The following is a 20,790-nucleotide window of genomic DNA, read 5'->3' on the forward strand; positions in this document are numbered from 1 at the left end:
TGGCTCACTCCGTGGCGATGGCCCGCAACACGTCGAGGCGGGCCGCCCGCCGTGCCGGACGCAGTCCCGCGAGGGCCCCGGCCGCGAGACCCACCAGCGCCACCACCGCGAGACGCAGCGGCGGGACCGCGAAGGCGAAGGCGCTGTCCGACGCTCCGTCGGAGGCCTCGACCAGCACCCAGCCGAGGAAGGCACCGAGGGCGAGTCCGCCCGCCGTGCCGAACGCGGCGACGAGGACCGACTCCCAGCGGACCATGGCGCGCAGTTGCGCCCGGGTCTGTCCGACGGCCCGCAGCAGACCGAGTTCCCGAGTGCGCTCGTGGACCGCGAGCGTGAGGGTGTTGGCGATGCCGAGCAGCGCGATGAGCACCGCGAGGGCCAGCAGCGCGTAGACCAGGGTCAGCATCATGTCGATGCCGGCCGCCGAGGACTGCGCGTACTCGTCCCGGGTCTGCACCTCGGGGTTGCCGTACCGCTCGGCGACCTTCTCCACCGCGGACTTGCCCTCCGCCGTGCTCACACCGTCCTTGAAGGAGACGGCGACGACCGTGTCGGCGTCCTGGGTGCGGTGCGGGGCCCAGGCGGCGCGGGTGATGACGTAGTCGCCCGCGAGTTCCGACCGGCCGTAGACGGCACGGACGGTGAAGTCGGCCTTCCGCCCGTCGGTGAAGGCGAGCCGGGCCGTGTCGCCGGTCACCAGGTGCTGCTTGTCGGCCTCCGTACGGGTGATGGCGATGCCGTCGGTGCCGAGGCCGCTCAGGGAGCCCTGTACGTGGCCGAGGTCGAAGACCTTGCCGAGTGTGACCGGGTCGGTGACCGTCAGCGCACGGCCCTGACCGTTGACCTCGGCGACCCCCTTGCCCAGTCCCACGGCGTACTCGACCGAGGGCTGACGCGCGAGGGCCGGGGCCAGTTTCGGGCTGAGACCGCTGCCGCCCGCTCCGAACGACGGTGTGCTGACGGCGACGTCACCGGCGAAGGAGCGCGAGACCGTCTGGTCCATGGTGGCCTTGAGCGAGGCGCCGAAGACCGTGAACAGCGAGACGACGGCGACGCCGATCATCAGGGCGCCCGCGGTGGCGGCGGTCCGCCTGGGGCTGCGCAGCGCGTTGCGCCGGGCGAGTCCGCCGGTGACACCGCGCAGCCTGTCGAGGGGCGCGCCGAGGACCCGTACGGCGGCCGAGGACGCGACCGGACCGAGGACGACGAAGGCGGCGAGGGCCAGTACGGCGCCGAGTCCGGCGAGCCACAGCGACGGGGTCAGCAGGACTCCGGTCAGGGTGACGCCCACCGCCAGGGCGGCCAGTCCCCCGCCCGCCGTCGCCCGTACCCGCGAGGCACCGGACTCGTCGACCGCGGTCTCCCGCAGGGCGGCGAGCGGAGCGGTGCGTCCCGCGCGGGCGGCGGGCAGCAGGGCGGAGCCGAGACAGACGACGACGCCGACACCCAAGGGCAGCAGCATGGACAGGCCGCTGATCACCAGGCCCCCTTCGGGGAAGGGGAATCCGATGGCCGGGAAGAGGGCCTGGAGTCCGGCCGCGATCCCGATGCCACCGGCGATCCCCACCGCCGAGGCGGCCACGGCGACGACGATCGCCTCGGCCAGGGTCGACGCGGTGACCTGCCTGCGCGAGGCGCCGAGGGCGCGCAGCAGTGCGTTCTCACGGGTGCGCTGGGCGACGACGATCGCGAAGGTGTTGTGGATGGAGAAGGTCGCCACCAGGAGCGCGATGCCGGAGAAGACGAGCAGGAGCGTGGTGAAGAGGGTGAGGAACTGGCTGGAGATCATGTCGGTGTTCTCCCGCGCGGACTGCTGTCCCGTGATGGCCTCGACGCCCTTCGGGAGTACGGGAGTCAGCGCGGAGACGAGCTCGTCCTGACCGACCCCGGGACCGGCCCGGACCCGGATGCCGGCGGCCTCGCCGGGCCTCGCGGTCAGGTACTTCTCCGCGTCGGCCTGGGTCATCCCGGTAAAGGTCACCTGGGCCATGCCGTCCTCGCCGCCGAAGGTCGCGAGGCCCACGATCGTCACCCGGACGGGGTCGGGCGTGCGCAGGACCGTCGTGTCGCCGATCTTCAGGTGGCCCTTCTCGGCGGCCCCCCGGTTGACGACGACCTCGCCGGACCTGGAGGGGGCGCGGCCTTCGGCGAGCCGGTACGCGTTGAGCTTCGGGTCGTCGATCCAGTTGCCCGCGAGGGTGGGCGGGCCCTGTCCGCCGACGGGTTTGCGGTCGGAGCCGACGAGCTGGCCCGCGCCCTGGATGTCGGGCGCCGCGGCCGCGACTCCTGGGACGCGCTCGATCGTCCCGACCAGATCGGTGCCGACGGGCGCGCGGACGCCCTGGCTCTCCCCCGGGGTGGTGATGACGCCGGCGCTGCGGACGACGGCGTCGGTGCCCTGGGTCGCGTTGCCGAACATCGTGTCGAACCCGGCGCGCAGGGTGTCGCCCATGACGAGGGTGCCGGCCAGGAAGGCGACGCCGAGGAACACGGCGAAGAACGTCCCGGCGAAGCGGCGTCCGTGGCCGCGCAGCGACGAGAGGCTGAGGCGCAGTGCGGCGTTCATACCGGTGCCCCCTTGCTGTCGAAGGCCTTCATGCGGTCGAGGACCTTGTCGGCCGTCGGGTTCTCCATCCGGTCCACGAGGCGTCCGTCGGCGAGGAAGACCACCTCGTCGGCGTGCGCGGCGGCGACCGGGTCGTGGGTGACCATGACGACCGTACGGTCCATCCGGCGCACCGCCCGGCCGAGGAGGCCGAGGACTTCCTGGCCGGAGCGGGAGTCGAGGTTGCCGGTGGGTTCGTCGGCGAAGACGACGTCGGGTTCTCCGGCGAACGCCCGTGCCACGGCGACGCGTTGCTGCTGTCCGCCGGACAGTTCGCTCGGCCGGTGGTGGAGCCGGTCGCGCAGACCGACGACGTCGACGAGGGCGTCGGTCCAGGCGCGGGAGCCCTTGGTCCCGGCGAGGTCCATGGGCAGGGCGATGTTCTCGGCGACCGTGAGCGTCGGAATCAGGTTGAACGCCTGGAAGACGAAGCCGATGCGGTCCCGGCGCAGCAGGGTCAGACGGCGGTCGTCGAGGGTGCCGAGGTCGGTGTCGCCGATGTACGCGGCTCCCGAGGTGAGGGTGTCGAGACCGGCGGCGCAGTGCATGAGGGTGGACTTGCCCGAGCCCGAGGGTCCCATGATCGCGGTGAAACGGCCGGCCGGAAAGCCCACACTCACCCCGTCGAGGGCCCGGACGGCGGTGTCGCCGCTGCCGTAGATCTTCACGGCGTCGACGACACGTGCCGCGTCCGGGCGGGCGGTCGCGGTGGTCATGCCGCACCGCCCTTGCCCGTACGTCCGAACTGCTCGTCCAGGACGGACAGCCGGCGCCAGTACTCGTCCTCGTCGATCTCTCCGGAGGCGAAGCGGCGGCCGAGCACGGCGATCGGCGAGTCACCCACCGGCAGGGACCCGCCGGGGCCGAAGCCGCCCGTCGCCCGCCAGGGGCCACGGCGTCCGCGCCAGGCGGTGCGCCGCAGCACGGTGACGACGCCGATCACGACGGCCGCCCAGATCAGCGGGAAGAACAGGATCCACGGGCCGGGGCCGCCGTCCCAGTGCGCCAGGGTCTGCATCTCGAGTCATCTCCTCGGTGGAACCACGCGTCTGCGCGGGATCTCTTGGTGATGTCTCGAGACTCGCCCCGGCAGGGGGGTCAAGTCGTCGTACGGCCAGCGGCCGTACGCCTACCTCCGCGGGAGTACGCCGGGCGCCCCGGGCTGCTTCCCGCGGCGGCTCGCTCGTTCGACGGCGGCACGGGGATGCCGTGTCGCGGCCGCGGCTTCGCCGTCCCCTGGTGCTCCCGAGGGTCAGACGGGCAGCGCCTTCAGCGGATCGTCCAGGACCGGCTGCCAGGCCAACTCCGCCGCTCCGACCAGGCTGTTGTGGTCCAGGGTGCAGGCGAGGATCGGTACCCCGCCACTGCGCCCCCACAGGCTGCGGTCGGCGACGACGGCACGCAGCCGGTCCGGGTCGGCGTCCAGCAGGGCGCGGTGCAGTCCGCCGAGGATGATGCGGTCCGGGTTGAGAATGCTGATGAGACCGGCCAGGCCGAGGCCGAGGCGGTCGATCAGCTCCTCGATGGCCGTGCGGACGGACGGATCGTGGCTCTCGTCGCGGATCAGCTCGTTGGACTGCTGGAGCAGCGACACCTCGGGCCCGGGGGCCCGGCCGGCCGCGGTGAGGAAGGCCAGCGGGTCGGCCTCGACGTCGAGACAGCCGCGGCTTCCGCAGTGGCAGGGGCGGCCCTCGGGATTGACGGTGAGGTGGCCGACTTCGAGGGCGAGCCCCGAACTGCCGGTGTGCAGACGCCCGTCGAGCACCAGGGCACCGCCGACGCCGCGGTGTCCGGTGGCCACGCACAGCAGGTCGCGGGCGCCTCGCCCCGCTCCGTGCCGGTGCTCGGCGAGGGCGGCGAGGTTGACGTCGTTGGCGGCGAACGCCGGTCCCTCGATCCCGGCCGCGCGCACCCGCTCCGCGAAGATCTCCCGGACGGGGGCCCCGGCGGGCCAGGCGAGGTGCAGTGGATTGAGCGCGAGCCCTTCGGGTTCGGTGACGGCCGACGGTACGGCGAGCCCGGCGCCCACACAGCGGCGCCCGGTCTCGCGGAGCAGTTCGGCGCCCGCGTCGACGACCGAGCCGAGCACCTTCGCCGGATCGGCGTCGACGGTCTCGCAACCGGGCGCGGTCGCGACGATCCGGCCGCCGAGGCCGACCAGGGCGGCCCGGAACCCGTCGGCGTGCACCTGCGCGGCCAGCGCGACGGGCCCGTCGTCGGCGACCTCCAGCCGGTGCGAGGGCCGCCCCTGCGAACCTGCGGCGGCACCGGGCCGCGCGTCGACGCGGATCAGCCCCAGCGCCTCCAGCTCCGCGGCCACCGCGCCCGCGGTCGCCCGGGTGACTCCCAGTTCGGCGGTGAGCACGGCACGCGTCGGCGCGCGCCCGGTGTGCACAAGTTCCAGCGCCGGTCCGAGCGCTCCGCGCCCCCGGTCGAGCCGTGTCCGCGTGCTGCCATCCCCCGCCGTCCGGGGGCCCGCCTTGCCGTTCATGAGGGCGAGTCTCCCATGATCCGCTCCCGCGGGGCCCGTCCGGTCGCGGCCGCCGCCGCGCGACCGTGACGGCGTCCGCCGCCCGGGGCCGTCCGACGATTCGCGTCGTCGCCCGCCGCACGGCGGACGGGAATCGCCGGACAGGCCCTATGGCGCGGGCTCCGGCGGGAAGCCGCCGGCGCGGAGCGTGAGGTTCAGCCGCCCGGTCAGTCCCAACTCGGTGGGCGCCGTGCCCGCGTACACCTTCGGGACTCCGTGGTACGCGAGCCGTGACGGGCCGCCGAACACGAAGAGGTCGCCGCTGCGCAGCTCGATGTCGGTGTACGGCCGTGTCCGGGACTCCGTGTTGCCGAACCGGAAGACACAGGTGTCGCCCAGGCTCAGCGACACGACCGGGGCGTCGCACGATTCGTCGCTGTCGCGGTGCATGCCCATACGGGCCTCGGCGTCGTAGAAATTGATCAGCGCGATGTCGTACACGGCGGACGGATCCGAGCCGAGGGCGTCGGCGCCCAGGGTGTCCGTGACCGCCTCGCGGGCCAGGTCGCCGAGCCGGTCGGGAAAGGGCTTCACCGGCGAACCGTCACCGTCGACCACCGTCCGCGCGTAGCCGTACGGGTACCAGTGCCGGCCCAGACAGACCTGGCGTGCGGTCATCGTGCCTCCGCCGGGCGTACGGACCGTGCGCAGGCCCGCAGGGGGCCGGGCCCAGCCGCGGCAGGCTTCCACCATCAGGCGCTGGCCTCGGGCGTCCAGCCAGTCCGGAAGGTGCACGGCGCCCGGCGCGATCTCCGTCCTGCCGCGCGGGAACAGCTCCGCGTCCATCGACATGCCCCCATCCTCGCGCACCTCGGGCACCCCGGGTCGCATAGCCTTGCCCCACGATGAACGACCGGATGACGACACCCTGGGGCGAGTACGAACTCGCCCGCTTCCCCGAGGACCCGCGCGACCGGCTGCGTGCCTGGGACGCCGCCGACACCTATCTGCTGCGGCACCTCGCTGAGAGCGGCACCCCGCTGACGGGTTCGGTCGTGATCGTCGGCGACCGCTGGGGCGCCCTCACCACGGCGTTGTCCGAGCGGCGGCCGACGCTGGTCACCGACTCCCACCTGGCGCGGGAGGCGGCCCGCTCCAATCTGGCGCGGGCCGGTGCCGAGGAGTCCGCGGTCCGGCTCCTCACGACGCAGGACCCGCCTCCCGGGCGGATCGACGTGCTGCTCGTACGGGTGCCGAAGAGCCTCGCCCTGCTGGAGGACCAGCTGCACCGGCTGGCACCCGGCGTGCACGAGGGAACGGTCGTCATCGGCACCGGGATGGTCAAGGAGATCCACACCTCGACGCTGCACCTCTTCGAGCGGATCCTCGGCCCGACCCGCACGTCGCTGGCCGAGAAGAAGGCCCGCCTGATCTTCTGCACCCCGCTCCAGGGGATCGCCCGGAGGGCCAACCCCTGGCCGTACAGCTATCTGCTGCCCGACGACGTCGGCCCGGTCTCCGGCCGCACGGTCGTCAACCACGCGGGGGTCTTCTGCGCCGACCGGCTCGACATCGGCACCCGCTTCTTCCTCGGGCATCTGCCGGGCAGCCGGGGCGCCGAGCGGATCGTGGACCTGGGCTGCGGCAACGGCGTGGTCGGTACGGCCATGGCGCTCGCCAATCCCGAGGCCGAGGTGCTGTTCACCGACGAGTCGTTCCAGGCGGTGGCCTCGGCGGAGGCGACGTACCGGGCGAACGCCGACGGAAAGGCCGAATTCCTCGTCGCCGACGGGCTGGAGGGAGTGCCTTCCGGGAGCGTCGACCTCGTCCTGAACAATCCCCCGTTCCACTCCCATCAGGCGATGACGGACACGACCGCCTGGCGGATGTTCTCGGACGCCCGGCGCGCGCTGCGGCCGGGTGGCGAGCTGTGGGTGATCGGCAATCGCCATCTCGGCTACCACCTGAAGCTGCGCCGCCTCTTCGGCAACAGTGAACTGGTCGCGGGTGACGCCAAGTTCGTGATTCTCCGGGCCGTGAGGAAGGACGCCGGGCGGTAGGGCCCGTCCGACCGGGGCGGGGCTGCCCCGGGGGACGCCCGCGCTCGACCCCGCGGACAGAATCCGCTCACTTTTTGATCACCCCTGGACACGTGCGCCCACAACCGTAAAGTGATGCCGATCACCAATGACAACTGGGGGAATCATGTCGCGCCGCGCTGTCGTCATCGGCGGGAGCGTGGCCGGCATGCTCGCCGCCGCGGCCCTCTTCCGGTCCATGGACGAAGTGATCGTCCTGGAGCGCGACGAGCTGCCCGACAGACCGTCCCCGCGCAAGCGGATCCCGCAGGCACGGCACGCCCACGTCCTGCTGCCCAGCGGACGCGACGCCATCCAGGAACTGCTTCCGGTGGCGAACGTGCACCGGCGCCTGCTCGCCGCGGGTGCGCGCGAACAGTCCATGACCGACATGCTGGGTTTCGGCCCGCAGGGCTGGCAGCGACGCTGGCCGACCGTGACCGACGACCTCCTGCTCACCTGCTGCAGCCGTGACCTGCTCGACTGGACCCTGCGTGACGCGGTCCTGAGCACCACTCCCGTCGTCGTCCGCCGTGCCGAGGCACTGTCCCTGGTGGGAACGGCGGAACGCGTCACCGGTGTACGGGTCCTCTCCGAAGGCCTCGAGGAGGAACTGCGCGCCGATCTCGTCGTCGACGCGAGCGGACGGGGTTCCCGTGTCGAGCACTGGCTCGAGGGGCTCGGCGTGACGGACATACCCACCGACGAGGTCGACTCGGGGCTCGTCTGCGCCAGCCGGGTCTTCCGCGTCCCGTGGGGCGCGGAGGACTTCCCGCTGACCCAGGTCGAGGCGGACCCGACGGATTCCCGGCCGGGGCGCTCGGGGACTCTGGTGCCGATCGAGGACGGCCGCTGGCTGGTCACGCTCGCGGGCACCCGCGGCGGTGAACCCACCGCCGACCCCGAGTACTTCACCGACTTCGCCCTCCGCCTGCGCCACCCGCTGATCGGCCGGCTCGTCTCCGTCGCCGAGCCGCTCGGTGAGGTGTTCCTCAGCCGCAGCACCCGCAACAGGCGCCGTGACTTCGAGAAGGCCGTGATGCCCGAGGGCCTGGTGGTGCTCGGTGACGCCGTCGCCACCTTCAACCCCGTGTACGCGCAGGGCATGTCCGTCGCGGCCCTGGGTGCCCAGGCGCTGAGCCGGCAGCTGCGGCAGACCGATGTCACCGCCCCGGGCTTCGCCCGCGACGTCCAGCGGGCGGCCGCCAAGTCCGTCTCGGCCGCCTACACGACGAGCACGTCCCAGGATCAGTGGTTCCCGGAGGTCGTCGGCAGGGCTCCGAGCCTCGCGGACCGGCTTCTCAGCCAGTACATGGGCCGGATGGCACGTGTGGCGACCACCTCGTACTCCGTGTCCGCGGCCAAGTGCAAGGTCGCGACGCTCCAGGCCGACACGAGCAGTCTGCTGCACACCGAGCTGCTGGTGGCCACGTTGAAGGGCCCCGTCATGGAGCCGTTGACCGGGCCTCCGCTGACCGCCGAGGAGAGCGCCTTCCTCGACTCCGTGGGCCCGCTCGCCGTGTGACGGCGCGTGCCGTACGGGCGTGCGTCCGACCGGACGCACGCTCCCGGCCCGACCGGACGCACGCTCCCGGCCTCCGCCCTGCCTTCGTACGAGCGCCCGCAGTGCCCGCTGCGGGCGCCGCCGCGTCGGCCGCGGTCAGGACAGCTGTCGCACCGCGGTCCTCCGGGACTGGATCGCGGCGTCGACGATCGGCGTGCGCACCGCCTTGGACAGGCTCAGCAAGGACGGCTGCCCCGTGTCCAGCGACCGCGAACCGCCCGCCGGGCGTCGTACGCGCGCGCTGACCGAGACCACCACATCGACGTCGCCGACCGAGATGCCGATGGTGCCGGTCTCCGCCATGGGTGTCGGCGTCTCGGCCAGAGCGGCCACGGCGACCATCGCGGCCATCCCGATCACCTCGGCCTCCGCCGCCGAGAACCCGGCGGCCAGCGCGTCCCGGCAGGCACGGCTGCGTACCTGGTCGTCGAGCTGCCCGTCGAGCCGTTTGAGGCCGTCCCGGATGGCGGTTTCCCGTGTGGTGAGCCGCAGTTCGACGTCGCCGATCATCCGCCACGACAGCGCGGTGACGCAGCGCCGGCGGCCGGTCGGTCCCGCCAGCAGACGGAACAGCGGACGCAGCCGCACGAACGCGACGGCCGAGTCGATGCGCGGACCGACAAGGGGAAGGATGTAGCCGGCCGAGGCCAGACAGGAACCGACGGCCACCAGCGGTGCGACGCTGGTGCTGAGGCTGTCCCAGCGGTGTCCGAGCCAATGAGCGCTCAGCGCCACGGACTTGACGATGCCGTAGGCGCTGGTGAACAGCCAGCCCAGCACGAGCAGGGCCAGCGAGCCCCGGGTCCAGCGTTTCACCTTCCGTATCCAGCTCCAGCACAGCAGGGTCGTCGTCACCGCGGCCACCATGTGCGCCACCAGATACAGCACGATCATCTCCCGGATGAACGGCGTCGAGGCGTAGTAGGTGTCGAAGTCGGCCCGGCGTTCGACCGGCGCGTCGCCCAGCGAGAACAGCACGCCCTCGGCGGCGATCACTCCCAGATAGCTGAACAGCCAGGCCCGGGCGGTGCGCCGTACCTGGGCGGGGTCGTTGCCCCGCCAGTGCACGATGAGGATGAGGGAGGCCGCGCCGAAGGCGGTCACCGCGCCGTAGGTCAGCGGCGCCGCGATGTTCGGAATGCCCGTGAGGCTGTTGACGAGAATGACGGTGGGCGGCGCACCGAGCACGAAACAGAGTCCCGACAGCAGGATGACGGCGCAGAACGACCGCTTGAGCGGGTCTCTGCGGTGGCGGCGCAGGTCGGGCAACTGGGCGGCGAGGCCCATCCAGAGGACGGCCGCGGCCAGGTAGTAGATCAGTCCGTTCACATCGGGCCCAGAGGTACGCGTGGGCCGAGTTCCCGGTGCGCGCCGGGGGACGGGCACAGTCCCCGACGCACGCTGGAGTGCCGGCCGGTTCCGGGCAGCGCCTCGTTCACGTGGGCGTACACCCCGTCGTCGCGCGCCGACACACGGATACCAGCCAGAAGTTGACCGCTCAAGGCCTTCTCCGTCCTGCGCCCGGCCCGGTGCCGGCCCTGCCCCGAAAACACCGCAAACCCCTGCTCCCCGCGTCCATGGGGCATAGGGACGCGTACCCGAGTGACCTCCGGGGCGAAGCTTCACCCGCGAGCGTACCGTGCCCTTTCGGCCTCCTCATGGTGGTTCACCCTAGCCACCTTGTCACCCGCTCGAACTGCCGTCGATGCAAAAGCACATACGTGGAAACCGGCTTCCACGCGACCCGGTATCCGCCGAGCGGCCGCTTTGGGGGCGCATATCCGGCTGTAGCGGCACCTGGACGGCGCTCACCCCCGCAGCACACCGATGAGCCCCGCCACCGTCCGCGCCATCGCCTCCCGTCCCACGCCCAGGTACGTGCGGGAGTCCACGGCGTCGGGGCTGGCCGTGAGGAACCCCCGGATGGCGCCCGTCATCGCGATGTTCAGCGCGGTGCCGATGTTGACCTTGGCGATACCGCCTTGGACGGCCGCGCGGAGCTCCGCGTCGGGTACCCCGGAGGAACCGTGCAGGACGAGAGGGACGCCGAGCGCGGCCGCCAGGCGCTTGAGCAGGTCGTGGTCGAGTGCCGCGGTCCGGGTGGTCATCGCGTGCGAGCTGCCGATCGCCACGGCCAGCGCGTCCACACCGGAGTCGGCCACGAAGGCGCGGGCCTCCCCCGGGTCGGTACGGGCACCGGGCGCGTGCGCGTCCCGCGGGGGCTCACCGTTCTTGCCGCCGATCTCCCCCAACTCCGCCTCGATCCACAGGCCTTGGGCGTGTGCCCAGTCTGCGGCGGCCCGGGTCGCGGCGAGGTTCTCCTCGTAGGGCAGGTGCGAGGCGTCGTACATGACGGAGCTGAACCCGGCTTCGGGCGCCTGGCGCAGCAGCTCGTCGCTCTGCACGTGGTCGAGGTGCAACGCGACGGGCACGGAAGCCCGTTCCGCGGCGGCGGTCGCGGCACGGGCCAGCGGGAGCAGTCGTCCCTGGCGGAACTTGACCGCGTTCTCGCTGACTTGGAGGACGACGGGCGCGCCGGCCGATTCCGCCCCCGCTATGACGGCCTCTATGTGTTCCAGCGTGATGACGTTGAACGCGGCGACGGCGGTCCGGGCCTCGGCGGTCCGGACGACCAGCTCACCGGTTGCGGCGAGGGGCACAACTCCTCCTGCTCCATGGGGGATCGAGCCGGTTCGGCGGCTTCGGCGGCTTCGGCGGTGTCAACGGGTTCAGGGGTGTAGCGGGTTCAGGGGTGTAGCGGGTTCAGGGGTGCAGTGGCTTCAGTGGCCTCAGTGGCCTCAGTGGCCTCAGTGGCCTCAGTGGCCTCAGTGGCCGAGAATCACCGAGCGGGTGAGGTGGCGGGGCCGGTCGGGGTCGAGGCCGCGCGCCGCGGCGACGGCGACGGCGAGGCGCTGGGCGCGGACGAGTTCGGCGAGCGGGTCGAGGCCGCCGTCCACCCAGAGCCCGCCGGTCTCCCGGACCTGTTCGGCCAACCCCTCGGGTGCTTCGCCGAGCATCCAGGTGGCGGTGCCGTGGGTCGTGATGCTGATGGGGCCGTGCCGGTACTCCATCGCGGGGTAGGCCTCGGTCCAGGCGAGGGAGGCCTCCCGCATCTTGAGCCCGGCCTCGTTGGCGAGCCCGACGGTCCAGCCACGGCCGAGGAAGGTGAACTGCGAGCAGTCGACGAGCCCTTCGGGCAGCGGGGTACCGAGCGCGGTGCGCGCGTCCGCGACGGCGTTCTCGCCATGCAGGCCGAGGTGGGCGCGGAGCAGGGTGAGCGCGGTCGTCGCGAATCGCGTCTGCACGACGGAGCGCTCGTCGGCGAAGTCGAGCACGACGACGTCGTCCGCGCACTTCATCACGGGCGTGTGCGGATCGGCGGTGACCGCGGTCGTACGCGTGTGTCCGCGCAGCCGTCCGAGAAGGTCGAGCACTTCGGTGGTCGTCCCGGAGCGTGTCAGGGCGACGACGCGATCGTACGAGCGGCCCGCGGGGAATTCCGAAGCGGCGAAGGCGTCCGTCTCCCCCTGCCCGGACTCTTCGCGGAGCACTGCCGCCGCCTGTGCCATGAAGAACGAGGTGCCGCACCCCACGATCGCGACGCGTTCCCCCACCGTCGGCAGCGCGGCTTCGTGCGTTGCCGCCTCGTCGGCGGCGCGGATCCAGCACTCGGGCTGGCTGCTCAGCTCTTCCTCGACATGCGTCATGCCGTACCCCTCCCACTGATGCTCGTTTCTGCAAGATATAGCGAGGTTTCGAGCACAATCAAGCATTTGAACGCACTGGGGGTGCGTTAAGGTCGCGAAGGACCGAGGAATGGAGGGCGCTGATGTCGCGGGACGCCCGGTGGAAGGCACTGCTGGAACTGCTCGTGGAGCGGGGCCGCCTGGACGTCGAGGAGGCCGCGGCACGACTGGAGGTCTCGGCGGCGACGATCCGGCGCGACTTCGACCAGCTCGCCGAGCAGCAGATGCTCGTGCGCACCCGGGGCGGAGCGGTCGTGCACGGCGTCTCCTACGAACTCCCCCTGCGCTACAAGACCGCCCGGCGCGCCTCGGAGAAGCAGCGCATCGCGAAGGCGGTGGCGGACCTCATCGCCCCCGGCGAAGCGGTGGGCCTCACCGGCGGCACCACGACGACCGAAGTGGCCCGCGCTCTCGCCGTACGCCCGGACCTGGCGTCGGGCTCCCCCGCGCTGACCGTGGTCACGAACGCGCTGAACATCGCGAACGAGCTCACCGTGCGTCCCCAGTTCAAGATCGTGGTGACCGGCGGGGTCGCCCGACCGCAGTCGTACGAGCTGATCGGGCCGCTGGCGGACGGCGTCCTCAAGCAGATCACCCTGGACGTCGCCGTGCTCGGCGTGGTCGCGTTCGACGCCACGCACGGCGCCGCCGCCCACGACGAGGCGGAGGCGGCGATCAACCGCCTCCTGTGCGAGCGGGCCGAACGCGTGATCGTCGCCGCCGACTCCAGCAAACTGGGGCAGCGCGCGTTCGCCCGTATCTGCGCGGCCGAGTTGGTGGACACACTCGTCACGGACGCGGCGGCGGGACCCGAGATGATCGGACGGTTCGAGGACGCCGGGCTCGAGGTCCGGGCCGTATGACCCTCCGGCACCCCTTCCGGCCGGTCACCCGCGCCTGAACCGACGGCGCACGCGTCTCCCGAAGAGCCGGAAGGGCCGGAACCCCCCTGCCCTGGAAGCCTGGCGGGCGCCTACCTCCCCACAAGTGGACACCGCATGAACATCAAAAAGAGGGTCCGGTTACCATATGAGCGCCACCTAGCTCGAAAGATGATTCCTGTGACTGTCAACGACGACGCGTTCACCAACTGGAAGACCCGCGAAGAGATCGCGGAGTCGATGATCCCCATCATCGGGAGGCTGCACCGGGAGCAGGACGTCACCGTCCTCCTGCACAGCCGCTCCCTGGTGAACAAGTCGGTGGTGAGCATCCTCAAGACCCACCGCTTCGCCCGGCAGATCGCCGGCGAGGAGCTCTCGGTCACCGACACGCTGCCGTTCCTCCAGACGCTCACCACGCTCGACCTCGGCCCGTCCCAGATCGACATCGGCATGCTGGCCGCGACGTACCGGGCCGACGACCGCGGCCTGTCCGTCGAGGAGTTCACCGCCGAGGCGGTCTCCGGCGCCACCGGCGAGAACAAGATCGAGCGCCGCGAGGGACGCGATGTCGTCCTCTACGGCTTCGGCCGCATCGGCCGCCTCATCGCCCGCCTGCTGATCGAGAAGACCGGCTCCGGCAACGGCCTTCGCCTGCGCGCCATCGTCGTGCGCCAGGGCGGCGACCAGGACATCGTCAAGCGTGCCTCGCTGCTGCGCCGCGACTCCATCCACGGCCAGTTCCAGGGCACGATCACCGTCGACGAGGCGAACAGCACGATCATCGCCAACGGCAACGAGATCAAGGTCATCTACGCCGGCAACCCGTCCGAGATCGACTACACGACGTACGGCATCAAGGACGCCATCCTCGTCGACAACACCGGCAAGTGGCGTGACCGCGAGGGCCTCTCGAACCACCTGCGCCCCGGGATCGACAAGGTCGTCCTCACGGCTCCGGGCAAGGGCGACGTCCCCAACATCGTGCACGGCGTCAACCACGACACGATCAAGCCGGACGAGCAGATCCTGTCCTGCGCCTCCTGCACCACCAACGCGATCGTGCCGCCGCTGAAGGCGATGGCCGAGGAGTACGGCGTTCTGCGCGGCCACGTGGAGACCGTCCACTCGTTCACCAACGACCAGAACCTGCTGGACAATTACCACAGCTCAGACCGCCGGGGCCGCTCCGCGCCGCTGAACATGGTCATCACCGAGACGGGTGCCGCCTCCGCGGTCGCCAAGGCGCTGCCCGACCTCAAGGCGCCCATCACCGGAAGCTCGATCCGTGTTCCGGTGCCGGACGTCTCGATCGCGATCCTCAGCCTGCGCCTGGGCCGCGCGACCACCCGCGAGGAAGTCCTCGACTACCTCCGCAACGTCTCGCTGACCTCCCCGCTCAAGCGACAGATCGACTTCATCAGCGCCCCCGACGCGGTGTCCAGCGACTTCATCGGCTCGCGCCACGCCTCGATCGTCGACGCCGGCGCCACCAAGGTCGAGGACGACAACGCGATCCTCTACCTCTGGTACGACAACGAGTTCGGCTACTCCTGCCAGGTCATCCGTGTCGTCCAGCACGTCTCCGGCGTGGAGTACCCGACGTTCCCGGCCCCGGCGGTCTGAACCGCCGGTCTGCCCAACGGTTCCCCTCGGGTCGGCGAGGGAGTACCCGGGCTTTCACGGCTCGCGCCTGACCAGCGCAATCCATAGGGCCGCGACACACTGAGGGCCGCCATCCGTGTTCCGGGTGGCGGCCCTCAGTGATCACTCGAACGGCGAGGGAGTCCTCGGGGCTCAGGTGACCTGGGTTTCACTCACGGGCCTGTCGGCGCGGCGACGGGATCAGGGACAGATCCAGCAGTAGAGGCGGGCATCCCGCGAGACCGCTCGGCCGGCGAGTTCGGACAGCCGTTCCAGGAAGCCGACGAGATCCTCTGGATCAGCCGGGTGGTAGAAGGTCCCCTCGGTGCTCGACCAGTCGGAGGCGACGTCGCGCAAAGAGGTGGCTTCGCAGGTCGCGAGCGCGTCCCGGAAGGTGTCCGTCAGCGACACCACGACCAGTTCGCCGTCCCCCAGCATCCCGATGAGGCTCCCATGTCGGGGGTCGCACCGGACATCGGCGGCGGACCGTCCTGTCATGAGCGCCTCGGCGGGCGCCAGCTCCACCACTGGATCGATGCCCTTGATCACCAGTTGGTCATAGCCGGTCCCGCTGGGCTCACCGTCGTCCCGGACGACGGCTCGAACAGCGTCGTCGTCATCAGCGGCGGCGAAGTAGCCGTAGAGAACACCCATGGGCAGATCGTCGCATCCGCCACTGACAGCGCCGAAGGCCGATGGAGCCTTCTACGAACCCCAGCCCGTCCCCCAACAGACCTAGACCATGGTCAAGAGGTGATCCGTGGGGCTGTAGTCGATCTTCCAGTCTGCGTAGACCCCGCAGAATCCGTCTTCGGTGCACCGCAAGCCCACAGTCACCCAGCGGACCGATCCGTCGCCGCCGAGTGAGAACGCGACCGCGGCCTCGAACTCCTCGCTCCCGCAGGGGCAGCCGGCGGCACCAGGCTCGTCGTCCTCCCAGGACTCCTCGTTCCAGTACTCCTCGCTGTCCGCGATGAACGCACGGCCGCCGCAGCCCCGGCAGACGGACGGAGCGATCTTCACCGGGCGGCCGTCAACCGCCTCCCGCAAGAACGTCGCGAGCTCGGCGGGGACACCCTCGCCAACCTGATCATCAGCATGCACGGACGCATCGTTCCAGACGCCCCGAACTCACACCCGACCAGCCGACCAGCCGACCAAAGAGCGACGGGGAATCCCGTCCCACCGGGATCCCGGTCGCCCCTCGTTCTCGTGACATCCAACCTGCGCGACGCCGGCCACTGAGCTCCGGCCGCCGCGGGGGCGCCCCACCCGCCCCTCGCCCGACCCGCGCCCGCCGCCCCGGTCCACGCCTGCCCGACCAGGGCCCGACCAAGGCTCGACCGGGCCTCGACCGGGGCCGGAGCAGGGCTCGACGGAGGCCCGAGCAGGGCTCCACCCCGCTCCCACCAGCGCGTTCGTACGGCGGCGCCTCTCGCGTCCCGCCCCCCGACGCCCCCTTGCCCCGAGCGTGGCAGCCGTCTAACGTGAGTTTGTGCCGCAAATAAACAAAATGGTTCCGCACAGCGTCGTGCCGGATCGCTCCCTCACCCGACTCCGCGTGATCATCACCGCCTTCTTCGCCCTCGACGGTTTCGTCTTCGCCGGCTGGGTCGTCCGGATCCCCGCCATCAAGCACCAGACCGGCGCCTCCGCCGGCGCTCTCGGCCTCGCGCTTCTCGGCGTCTCCGCCGGTGCCGTGATCACCATGATGCTCACGGGGCGGCTGTGCCGACGGTTCGGCAGTCACCAGGTGACCGTGGTCTGCGGGGTGCTGCTGTCCCTGAGCATCGTCCTGCCCCCGCTCGCCGGCTCGGTACCGGTTCTCGGACTGTTCCTGCTGGTCTTCGGCGTCGGCTACGGCGGTATCAACGTCGCCATGAACAGCGCGGCCGTCGATCTCGTGGCAGCGCTGCGACGCCCCGTGATGCCCAGTTTCCACGCGGCCTACAGCCTGGGCGGCATGCTCGGAGCGGGTCTCGGCGGGCTGGTCGCCGGGTATCTGTCACCGACACGCCACCTGCTCGGCATCGCCGTCATCGGCCTGCTCGTGACCGTCATCGCGGGACGCGCGCTGCTTCGCGAGGACGCCCCGGTGTCACCGGATCGCCCACGGGGTGACGCCCCCGAGGGTCGACGCCCCCTTGTCGGATCCCGCACCCGTGGCCTGGTGGTGGTCTTCGGGCTGATCGCCCTGTGCACCTCGTACGGCGAGGGCGCGCTCGCGGACTGGGGCGCGCTCCATCTCCAGCAGGACCTGGACACACACCCGGGGACAGCCGCCGCCGGATACTCGTGCTTCGCCCTCGCCATGACGATCGGCCGGCTGAGCGGGACGGCACTGCTCGAACGGCTGGGCCGGACCCGCACCTTGGTCATGGGCGGCACGATGGCCGCGCTCGGCATGCTGCTCGGTTCCCTCGCGCCCTCCGTCTGGCTGGCTCTCGTCGGCTTCGCCGTCACCGGGCTCGGCCTCGCCAACAACTTCCCCGTGGCGGTCGACAGGGCCGGCGCGCTCGCCGGAGCGAGCGGGGTCGCGGTCGCGTCCACCCTCGGGTACGGGGGCCTGCTCATCGGGCCGCCCGCGATCGGGTTCATGGCCGACTGGTACTCCCTGCCGACGGCACTCACGAGCGTGGCGGCGCTGGCGGCCGTGGCCGCCCTGATCGGATTCGCGACGCGCCGGGCCGCGGTGGGCTGACGGGGGACAACGGCGGGGGCTAGGAGCGAGGAGCGGCAAGCCCGAACTCGGCCCGCCTCCCCCGCACTTCGGCCTCCTACTCCGCGTGCCCGGCCCGCGTCGGGCACAATTCCCGGCATGGAGATTCGGGAGTTCGTGGAAACCCTGGACCGGGAGGGCCGGTCGCTGGCCGCTGCAGCGGAGAAGGCGGGCGTCGACGCCGAGGTCGCGACCTGCGCGGGCTGGCAGGTAAGGGATCTGGTGCGGCACACGGGCATGGTCCACCGCTGGGCCACAGCGTTCGTCGCCGAGGGGCACACCTCGTACCACCCCGACGGCGGTCTGCCGGATCTGGACCACGACGAGCTGCTCGCCTGGTTCCGCGACGGGCACGCCCGGCTCGTGGACACCCTGGCCGGCGCCTCGCCGGACGTGCGGTGCTGGAGCTTCCTGCCGGCACCCTCACCGCTGGCCTTCTGGGCGCGCCGGCAGGCGCACGAGACCACCGTGCACCGGGTCGACGCCGAGTCGGCGCTCGGCGTCGAACCCACCGCCGTCCCGCCGGACTTCGCGGTCGACGGGATCGACGAATTGCTGCTCGGATTCCACGCGCGGGACAGGAGCAAGGTCCGGACCGAGGAACCCCGTGTACTGCGCGTACGCGCCACGGACCGCCCGGACGCCGTGTGGACCGTACGCCTGTCGTCCGGAGCTCCGCTCGGTGAACGCGGCGGTGACGCAGGTCCGGGCACCGACGAGAACGTGGACGTGGACTGCGAGTTGGCGGGACCGGCCGCGGGCCTCTACCTGGCCCTGTGGAACCGCGCGCCTTTCCCGGGCGTGACGGGCGACGCCTCGCTCGCCACGCTGTGGCGGGAGAAGTCCGCCATCACCTGGAGCTGAGGAAGAAACCGGCCGGCCACCCCAAGGGGCGTCCGGCTCCAGGCACATGGACCCCGTGAACGCGGCAGCGGGCAAGGCGACCGGGCAGTCCGGTCGACCCGGTCGACCCGGTCGACCCGGTCGACCCGGTCAACCGCAGGACGGCGCCGGGCCGCCCGCCAGCATCCGGGACAGGACCGCGCGCTGCAACGGCAGTACCTCGCCGTGCAGTTCGCGCCCCTTCGGCGTGAGGCACACGCGTACACCCCGCCGGTCCTCGGCGCACATCCCGCGCGTCACGAGGCCGTCCTTCTCCAGGCGTCCGATCAGCCGGGACAGGGCGCTCTGGCTGAGATGGACGCGCTCGGAGATCTCCTGGACCCGGAAGCTGGGGCCGCCGTCCGCCGCGGTACCCGCCACCAGCAGGTCCAGGACCTCGAAGTCACTGGCTCCCAGGCCGTGGGGATGCAGCTCACGGTCGAGCTCACACAGGGTACGGGCGTGCACCGTCAGGATGTCGCGCCACTGGTCCACGAGCCCTTGCTCGGCATTCTCGGCCGCCATGCACGCACCGTAGCAAAGAATCAACTTTGTTGCATCGGAATTAAATGCGCCCGCAATCAATGTATGTGCATGTACTGTCGGCGGCATGACCTCTCCGCTCACCCACCCCGTGCCGGGACGCTGGACCCCCCGGCTGTGGGGCACCTTGCTCGTGCTCTGCGCCGCGATGTTCCTGGACGCGCTGGACGTGTCGATGGTCGGCGTGGCACTGCCGTCCATCGGCTCCGAACTCGACCTCTCCACCTCGACCCTCCAATGGGTCGTCAGCGGCTACATCCTGGGTTACGGCGGGCTGCTGCTCCTCGGCGGACGCGCCGCCGACCTGCTGGGCCGCCGCCAGGTCTTCCTGGTGGCCCTCGCGGTGTTCGCGCTCGCCTCGGTGCTCGGCGGACTCGTCGACTCGGGTCCGCTGCTGATCGCCAGCCGTTTCGTCAAGGGGCTGAGCGCCGCGTTCACCGCACCCGCCGGCCTGTCGATCATCACCACGACGTTCGCCGAGGGTCCGCTGCGCAATCGCGCGCTCTCGATCTACACCACCTGCGCGGCCACCGGGTTCTCCATGGGCCTGGTCCTGTCCGGTCTGCTCACCGAGGCGAGCTGGCGGCTGACCATGCTGCTGCCCGCGCCCATCGCCGTCGTCGCCCTGTTCGCGGGCCTGAAGCTCATCCCGCGCAGCGAGCGCGAGAAGAACCACGGTGGTTACGACATCCCCGGCGCCGTCGTCGGTACCACCTCGATGCTCCTGCTCGTCTTCACCGTCGTCCAGGCACCCCAAGCCGGCTGGGGATCGGCCCGGACCCTGCTGTCCTTCCTCGCCGTCGCCGTGCTGCTCAGCGTCTTCACCGCCATCGAGCGACGGAGCCCGAGCCCGCTGATCCGGCTCGGTGTGCTGCGCTCCGGCAGCCAGATCCGGGCCCAGCTCGGCGCGATGGCGTTCTTCGGCTCGTACGTCGGCTTCCAGTTCCTGGTCACGCTGTACATGCAGTCGCTGCTCGGCTGGTCGGCCCTGCACACCGCGCTCGCCTTCCTGCCGGCCGGCGCGCTGGTGGCGCTGTCCTCGACCAAGGTCGGGGCCGTCGTCGACCGGTTCGGCACACCGCGGCTCATCGCGGCGGGCTTCGCCCTGATGGTCACCGGGTACGCGCTCTTCCTGCGCGTCGACCTCGACCCGGTCTACGCGACGCTCATCCTGCCGACCATGCTGCTGATCGGCGCCGCGTGCGCCCTCGTCTTCCCGTCCCTCAACATCCAGGCGACCAACGGCGTCGACGACCACGAGCAGGGCATGGTCTCGGGCCTGCTCAACACCTCCGTACAGGTCGGCGGCGCGATCTTCCTCGCGGTCGTGACGGCCGTCGTCACCGCGAACTCCTCCGAGGGGTCCTCGCCCCAGGACGTCCTCGACAGCTACCGGACCGGCCTGATGGTGGTGACCGGCATCGCCCTGGCGGGACTGCTGATCACACTGCCCGGCCTGCGCGCCAGGCGGCCGCGGGAGTCCGTCGTCGTCGCCCGGTCCGAACAGATCGACCAGGTCGGCCCGTCCGACCCGACGAGCCTGTCCAGCCAGTCCGTTCGCTCCGGCCGGTCCGGCCGGACGGTTGGCGAGCCGGGGGCGGAGAGGATCGGCGTCCACGATCGATGATCGGTGAACACCTCCGACGCCCGCCCGCCCG

General features: G+C 71.5%; 18 protein-coding genes. 7 read left to right on the plus strand and 11 right to left on the minus strand.

Going from position 1 to position 20,790, the window contains the following annotated elements:
- Positions 1 to 4: 4 nt before the first annotated feature.
- The 5 genes from OG410_RS06425 to OG410_RS06445 form a co-directional block, all read right to left on the minus strand.
- Entirely contained in the window at positions 5 to 2,566 is a 2,562-nt protein-coding gene (locus tag OG410_RS06425; RefSeq protein WP_329298234.1) for an ABC transporter permease, read from the minus strand.
- On the minus strand, positions 2,563 to 3,321 hold the full coding sequence (locus OG410_RS06430; protein ID WP_329298235.1) for an ABC transporter ATP-binding protein: 759 nt from the start codon (positions 3,319 to 3,321) through the stop codon (positions 2,563 to 2,565). The genes OG410_RS06425 and OG410_RS06430 overlap by 4 nt, the downstream gene beginning before the upstream one ends.
- Positions 3,318 to 3,623: an SHOCT domain-containing protein gene (locus tag OG410_RS06435; RefSeq protein WP_329298236.1), complete on the minus strand. Its 306-nt coding sequence runs from the start codon at positions 3,621 to 3,623 to the stop codon at positions 3,318 to 3,320. Before OG410_RS06435 ends, OG410_RS06430 begins: the two co-directional genes overlap by 4 nt.
- A 234-nt stretch (positions 3,624 to 3,857) precedes the next feature.
- Positions 3,858 to 5,096 carry an ROK family protein gene (locus tag OG410_RS06440; RefSeq protein WP_329298237.1) on the minus strand — a complete coding sequence of 413 codons (1,239 nt, stop codon included), beginning with the start codon at positions 5,094 to 5,096 and terminating at the stop codon, positions 3,858 to 3,860.
- Between the two features lie 147 nt (positions 5,097 to 5,243).
- The gene (locus OG410_RS06445; RefSeq protein WP_329304041.1) at positions 5,244 to 5,921 is read right to left on the minus strand and encodes an alpha-ketoglutarate-dependent dioxygenase AlkB family protein; all 678 of its coding nucleotides are present in this window, start codon (positions 5,919 to 5,921) and stop codon (positions 5,244 to 5,246) included.
- Positions 5,922 to 5,980: 59 nt separating this feature from the next.
- On the opposite strand from OG410_RS06445, the gene OG410_RS06450 reads away from it, so the two are divergent.
- Positions 5,981 to 7,135 (plus strand): methyltransferase, encoded by a 1,155-nt coding sequence (locus OG410_RS06450; RefSeq protein WP_329298238.1) that lies wholly within the window; start codon positions 5,981 to 5,983, stop codon positions 7,133 to 7,135.
- Positions 7,136 to 7,280: 145 nt separating this feature from the next.
- On the plus strand, positions 7,281 to 8,678 hold the full coding sequence (locus OG410_RS06455) for an FAD-dependent oxidoreductase (protein ID WP_329298239.1): 1,398 nt from the start codon (positions 7,281 to 7,283) through the stop codon (positions 8,676 to 8,678).
- A 135-nt stretch (positions 8,679 to 8,813) separates the two neighbouring features.
- On the opposite strand, the gene OG410_RS06460 is transcribed toward OG410_RS06455, so the two are convergent.
- The 3 genes from OG410_RS06460 to OG410_RS06470 all read right to left on the minus strand — a co-directional run bounded on the left by OG410_RS06460 (position 8,814) and on the right by OG410_RS06470 (position 12,424).
- On the minus strand, positions 8,814 to 10,046 hold the full coding sequence (locus OG410_RS06460) for an MAB_1171c family putative transporter (RefSeq protein WP_329298240.1): 1,233 nt from the start codon (positions 10,044 to 10,046) through the stop codon (positions 8,814 to 8,816).
- A gap of 479 nt (positions 10,047 to 10,525) precedes the next feature.
- Positions 10,526 to 11,377 carry a class II fructose-bisphosphate aldolase gene (locus OG410_RS06465; RefSeq protein ID WP_329298241.1) on the minus strand — a complete coding sequence of 284 codons (852 nt, stop codon included), beginning with the start codon at positions 11,375 to 11,377 and terminating at the stop codon, positions 10,526 to 10,528.
- Positions 11,378 to 11,542: 165 nt separating this feature from the next.
- A complete protein-coding gene (locus OG410_RS06470; RefSeq protein ID WP_329298242.1) occupies positions 11,543 to 12,424 on the minus strand; it encodes an SIS domain-containing protein in 882 nt (293 codons plus the stop codon).
- Between the two features lie 122 nt (positions 12,425 to 12,546).
- On the opposite strand from OG410_RS06470, the gene OG410_RS06475 reads away from it, so the two are divergent.
- Positions 12,547 to 13,326, plus strand: a complete 780-nt coding sequence (locus OG410_RS06475) for a DeoR/GlpR family DNA-binding transcription regulator (protein WP_329298243.1) — start codon at positions 12,547 to 12,549, stop codon at positions 13,324 to 13,326.
- A 198-nt stretch (positions 13,327 to 13,524) separates the two neighbouring features.
- The gene (locus OG410_RS06480; protein ID WP_329298244.1) at positions 13,525 to 14,970 is read left to right on the plus strand and encodes a glyceraldehyde-3-phosphate dehydrogenase; all 1,446 of its coding nucleotides are present in this window, start codon (positions 13,525 to 13,527) and stop codon (positions 14,968 to 14,970) included.
- A gap of 219 nt (positions 14,971 to 15,189) precedes the next feature.
- Here the strand turns inward: OG410_RS06480 and OG410_RS06485 are convergent, their stop codons facing one another.
- Positions 15,190 to 15,642 carry a hypothetical protein gene (locus OG410_RS06485; protein WP_329298245.1) on the minus strand — a complete coding sequence of 151 codons (453 nt, stop codon included), beginning with the start codon at positions 15,640 to 15,642 and terminating at the stop codon, positions 15,190 to 15,192.
- 81 nt (positions 15,643 to 15,723) lie between these two features.
- Positions 15,724 to 16,092, minus strand: coding sequence for a hypothetical protein (locus OG410_RS06490; protein ID WP_329298246.1), 369 nt, complete (start codon positions 16,090 to 16,092; stop codon positions 15,724 to 15,726).
- 409 nt (positions 16,093 to 16,501) lie between these two features.
- On the opposite strand from OG410_RS06490, the gene OG410_RS06495 reads away from it, so the two are divergent.
- Together OG410_RS06495 and OG410_RS06500 are read left to right on the plus strand one after the other, a co-directional pair.
- Positions 16,502 to 17,689, plus strand: coding sequence for an MFS transporter (locus OG410_RS06495; protein WP_329298247.1), 1,188 nt, complete (start codon positions 16,502 to 16,504; stop codon positions 17,687 to 17,689).
- Positions 17,690 to 17,806: 117 nt separating this feature from the next.
- The gene (locus tag OG410_RS06500; protein WP_329298248.1) at positions 17,807 to 18,571 is read left to right on the plus strand and encodes a maleylpyruvate isomerase family mycothiol-dependent enzyme; all 765 of its coding nucleotides are present in this window, start codon (positions 17,807 to 17,809) and stop codon (positions 18,569 to 18,571) included.
- Positions 18,572 to 18,700: 129 nt separating this feature from the next.
- Here the strand turns inward: OG410_RS06500 and OG410_RS06505 are convergent, their stop codons facing one another.
- The gene (locus tag OG410_RS06505; RefSeq protein WP_328665157.1) at positions 18,701 to 19,114 is read right to left on the minus strand and encodes a MarR family winged helix-turn-helix transcriptional regulator; all 414 of its coding nucleotides are present in this window, start codon (positions 19,112 to 19,114) and stop codon (positions 18,701 to 18,703) included.
- Positions 19,115 to 19,199: 85 nt separating this feature from the next.
- Between OG410_RS06505 and OG410_RS06510 the strand changes: the two genes are divergently transcribed.
- Complete coding sequence (locus tag OG410_RS06510; RefSeq protein WP_329298249.1) at positions 19,200 to 20,759, plus strand: MFS transporter; 1,560 nt, start codon at positions 19,200 to 19,202, stop codon at positions 20,757 to 20,759.
- Positions 20,760 to 20,790 lie beyond the last annotated feature (31 nt).

It is taken from the genome of Streptomyces sp. NBC_00659 (assembly GCF_036226925.1).
Classification (GTDB): domain Bacteria; phylum Actinomycetota; class Actinomycetes; order Streptomycetales; family Streptomycetaceae; genus Streptomyces.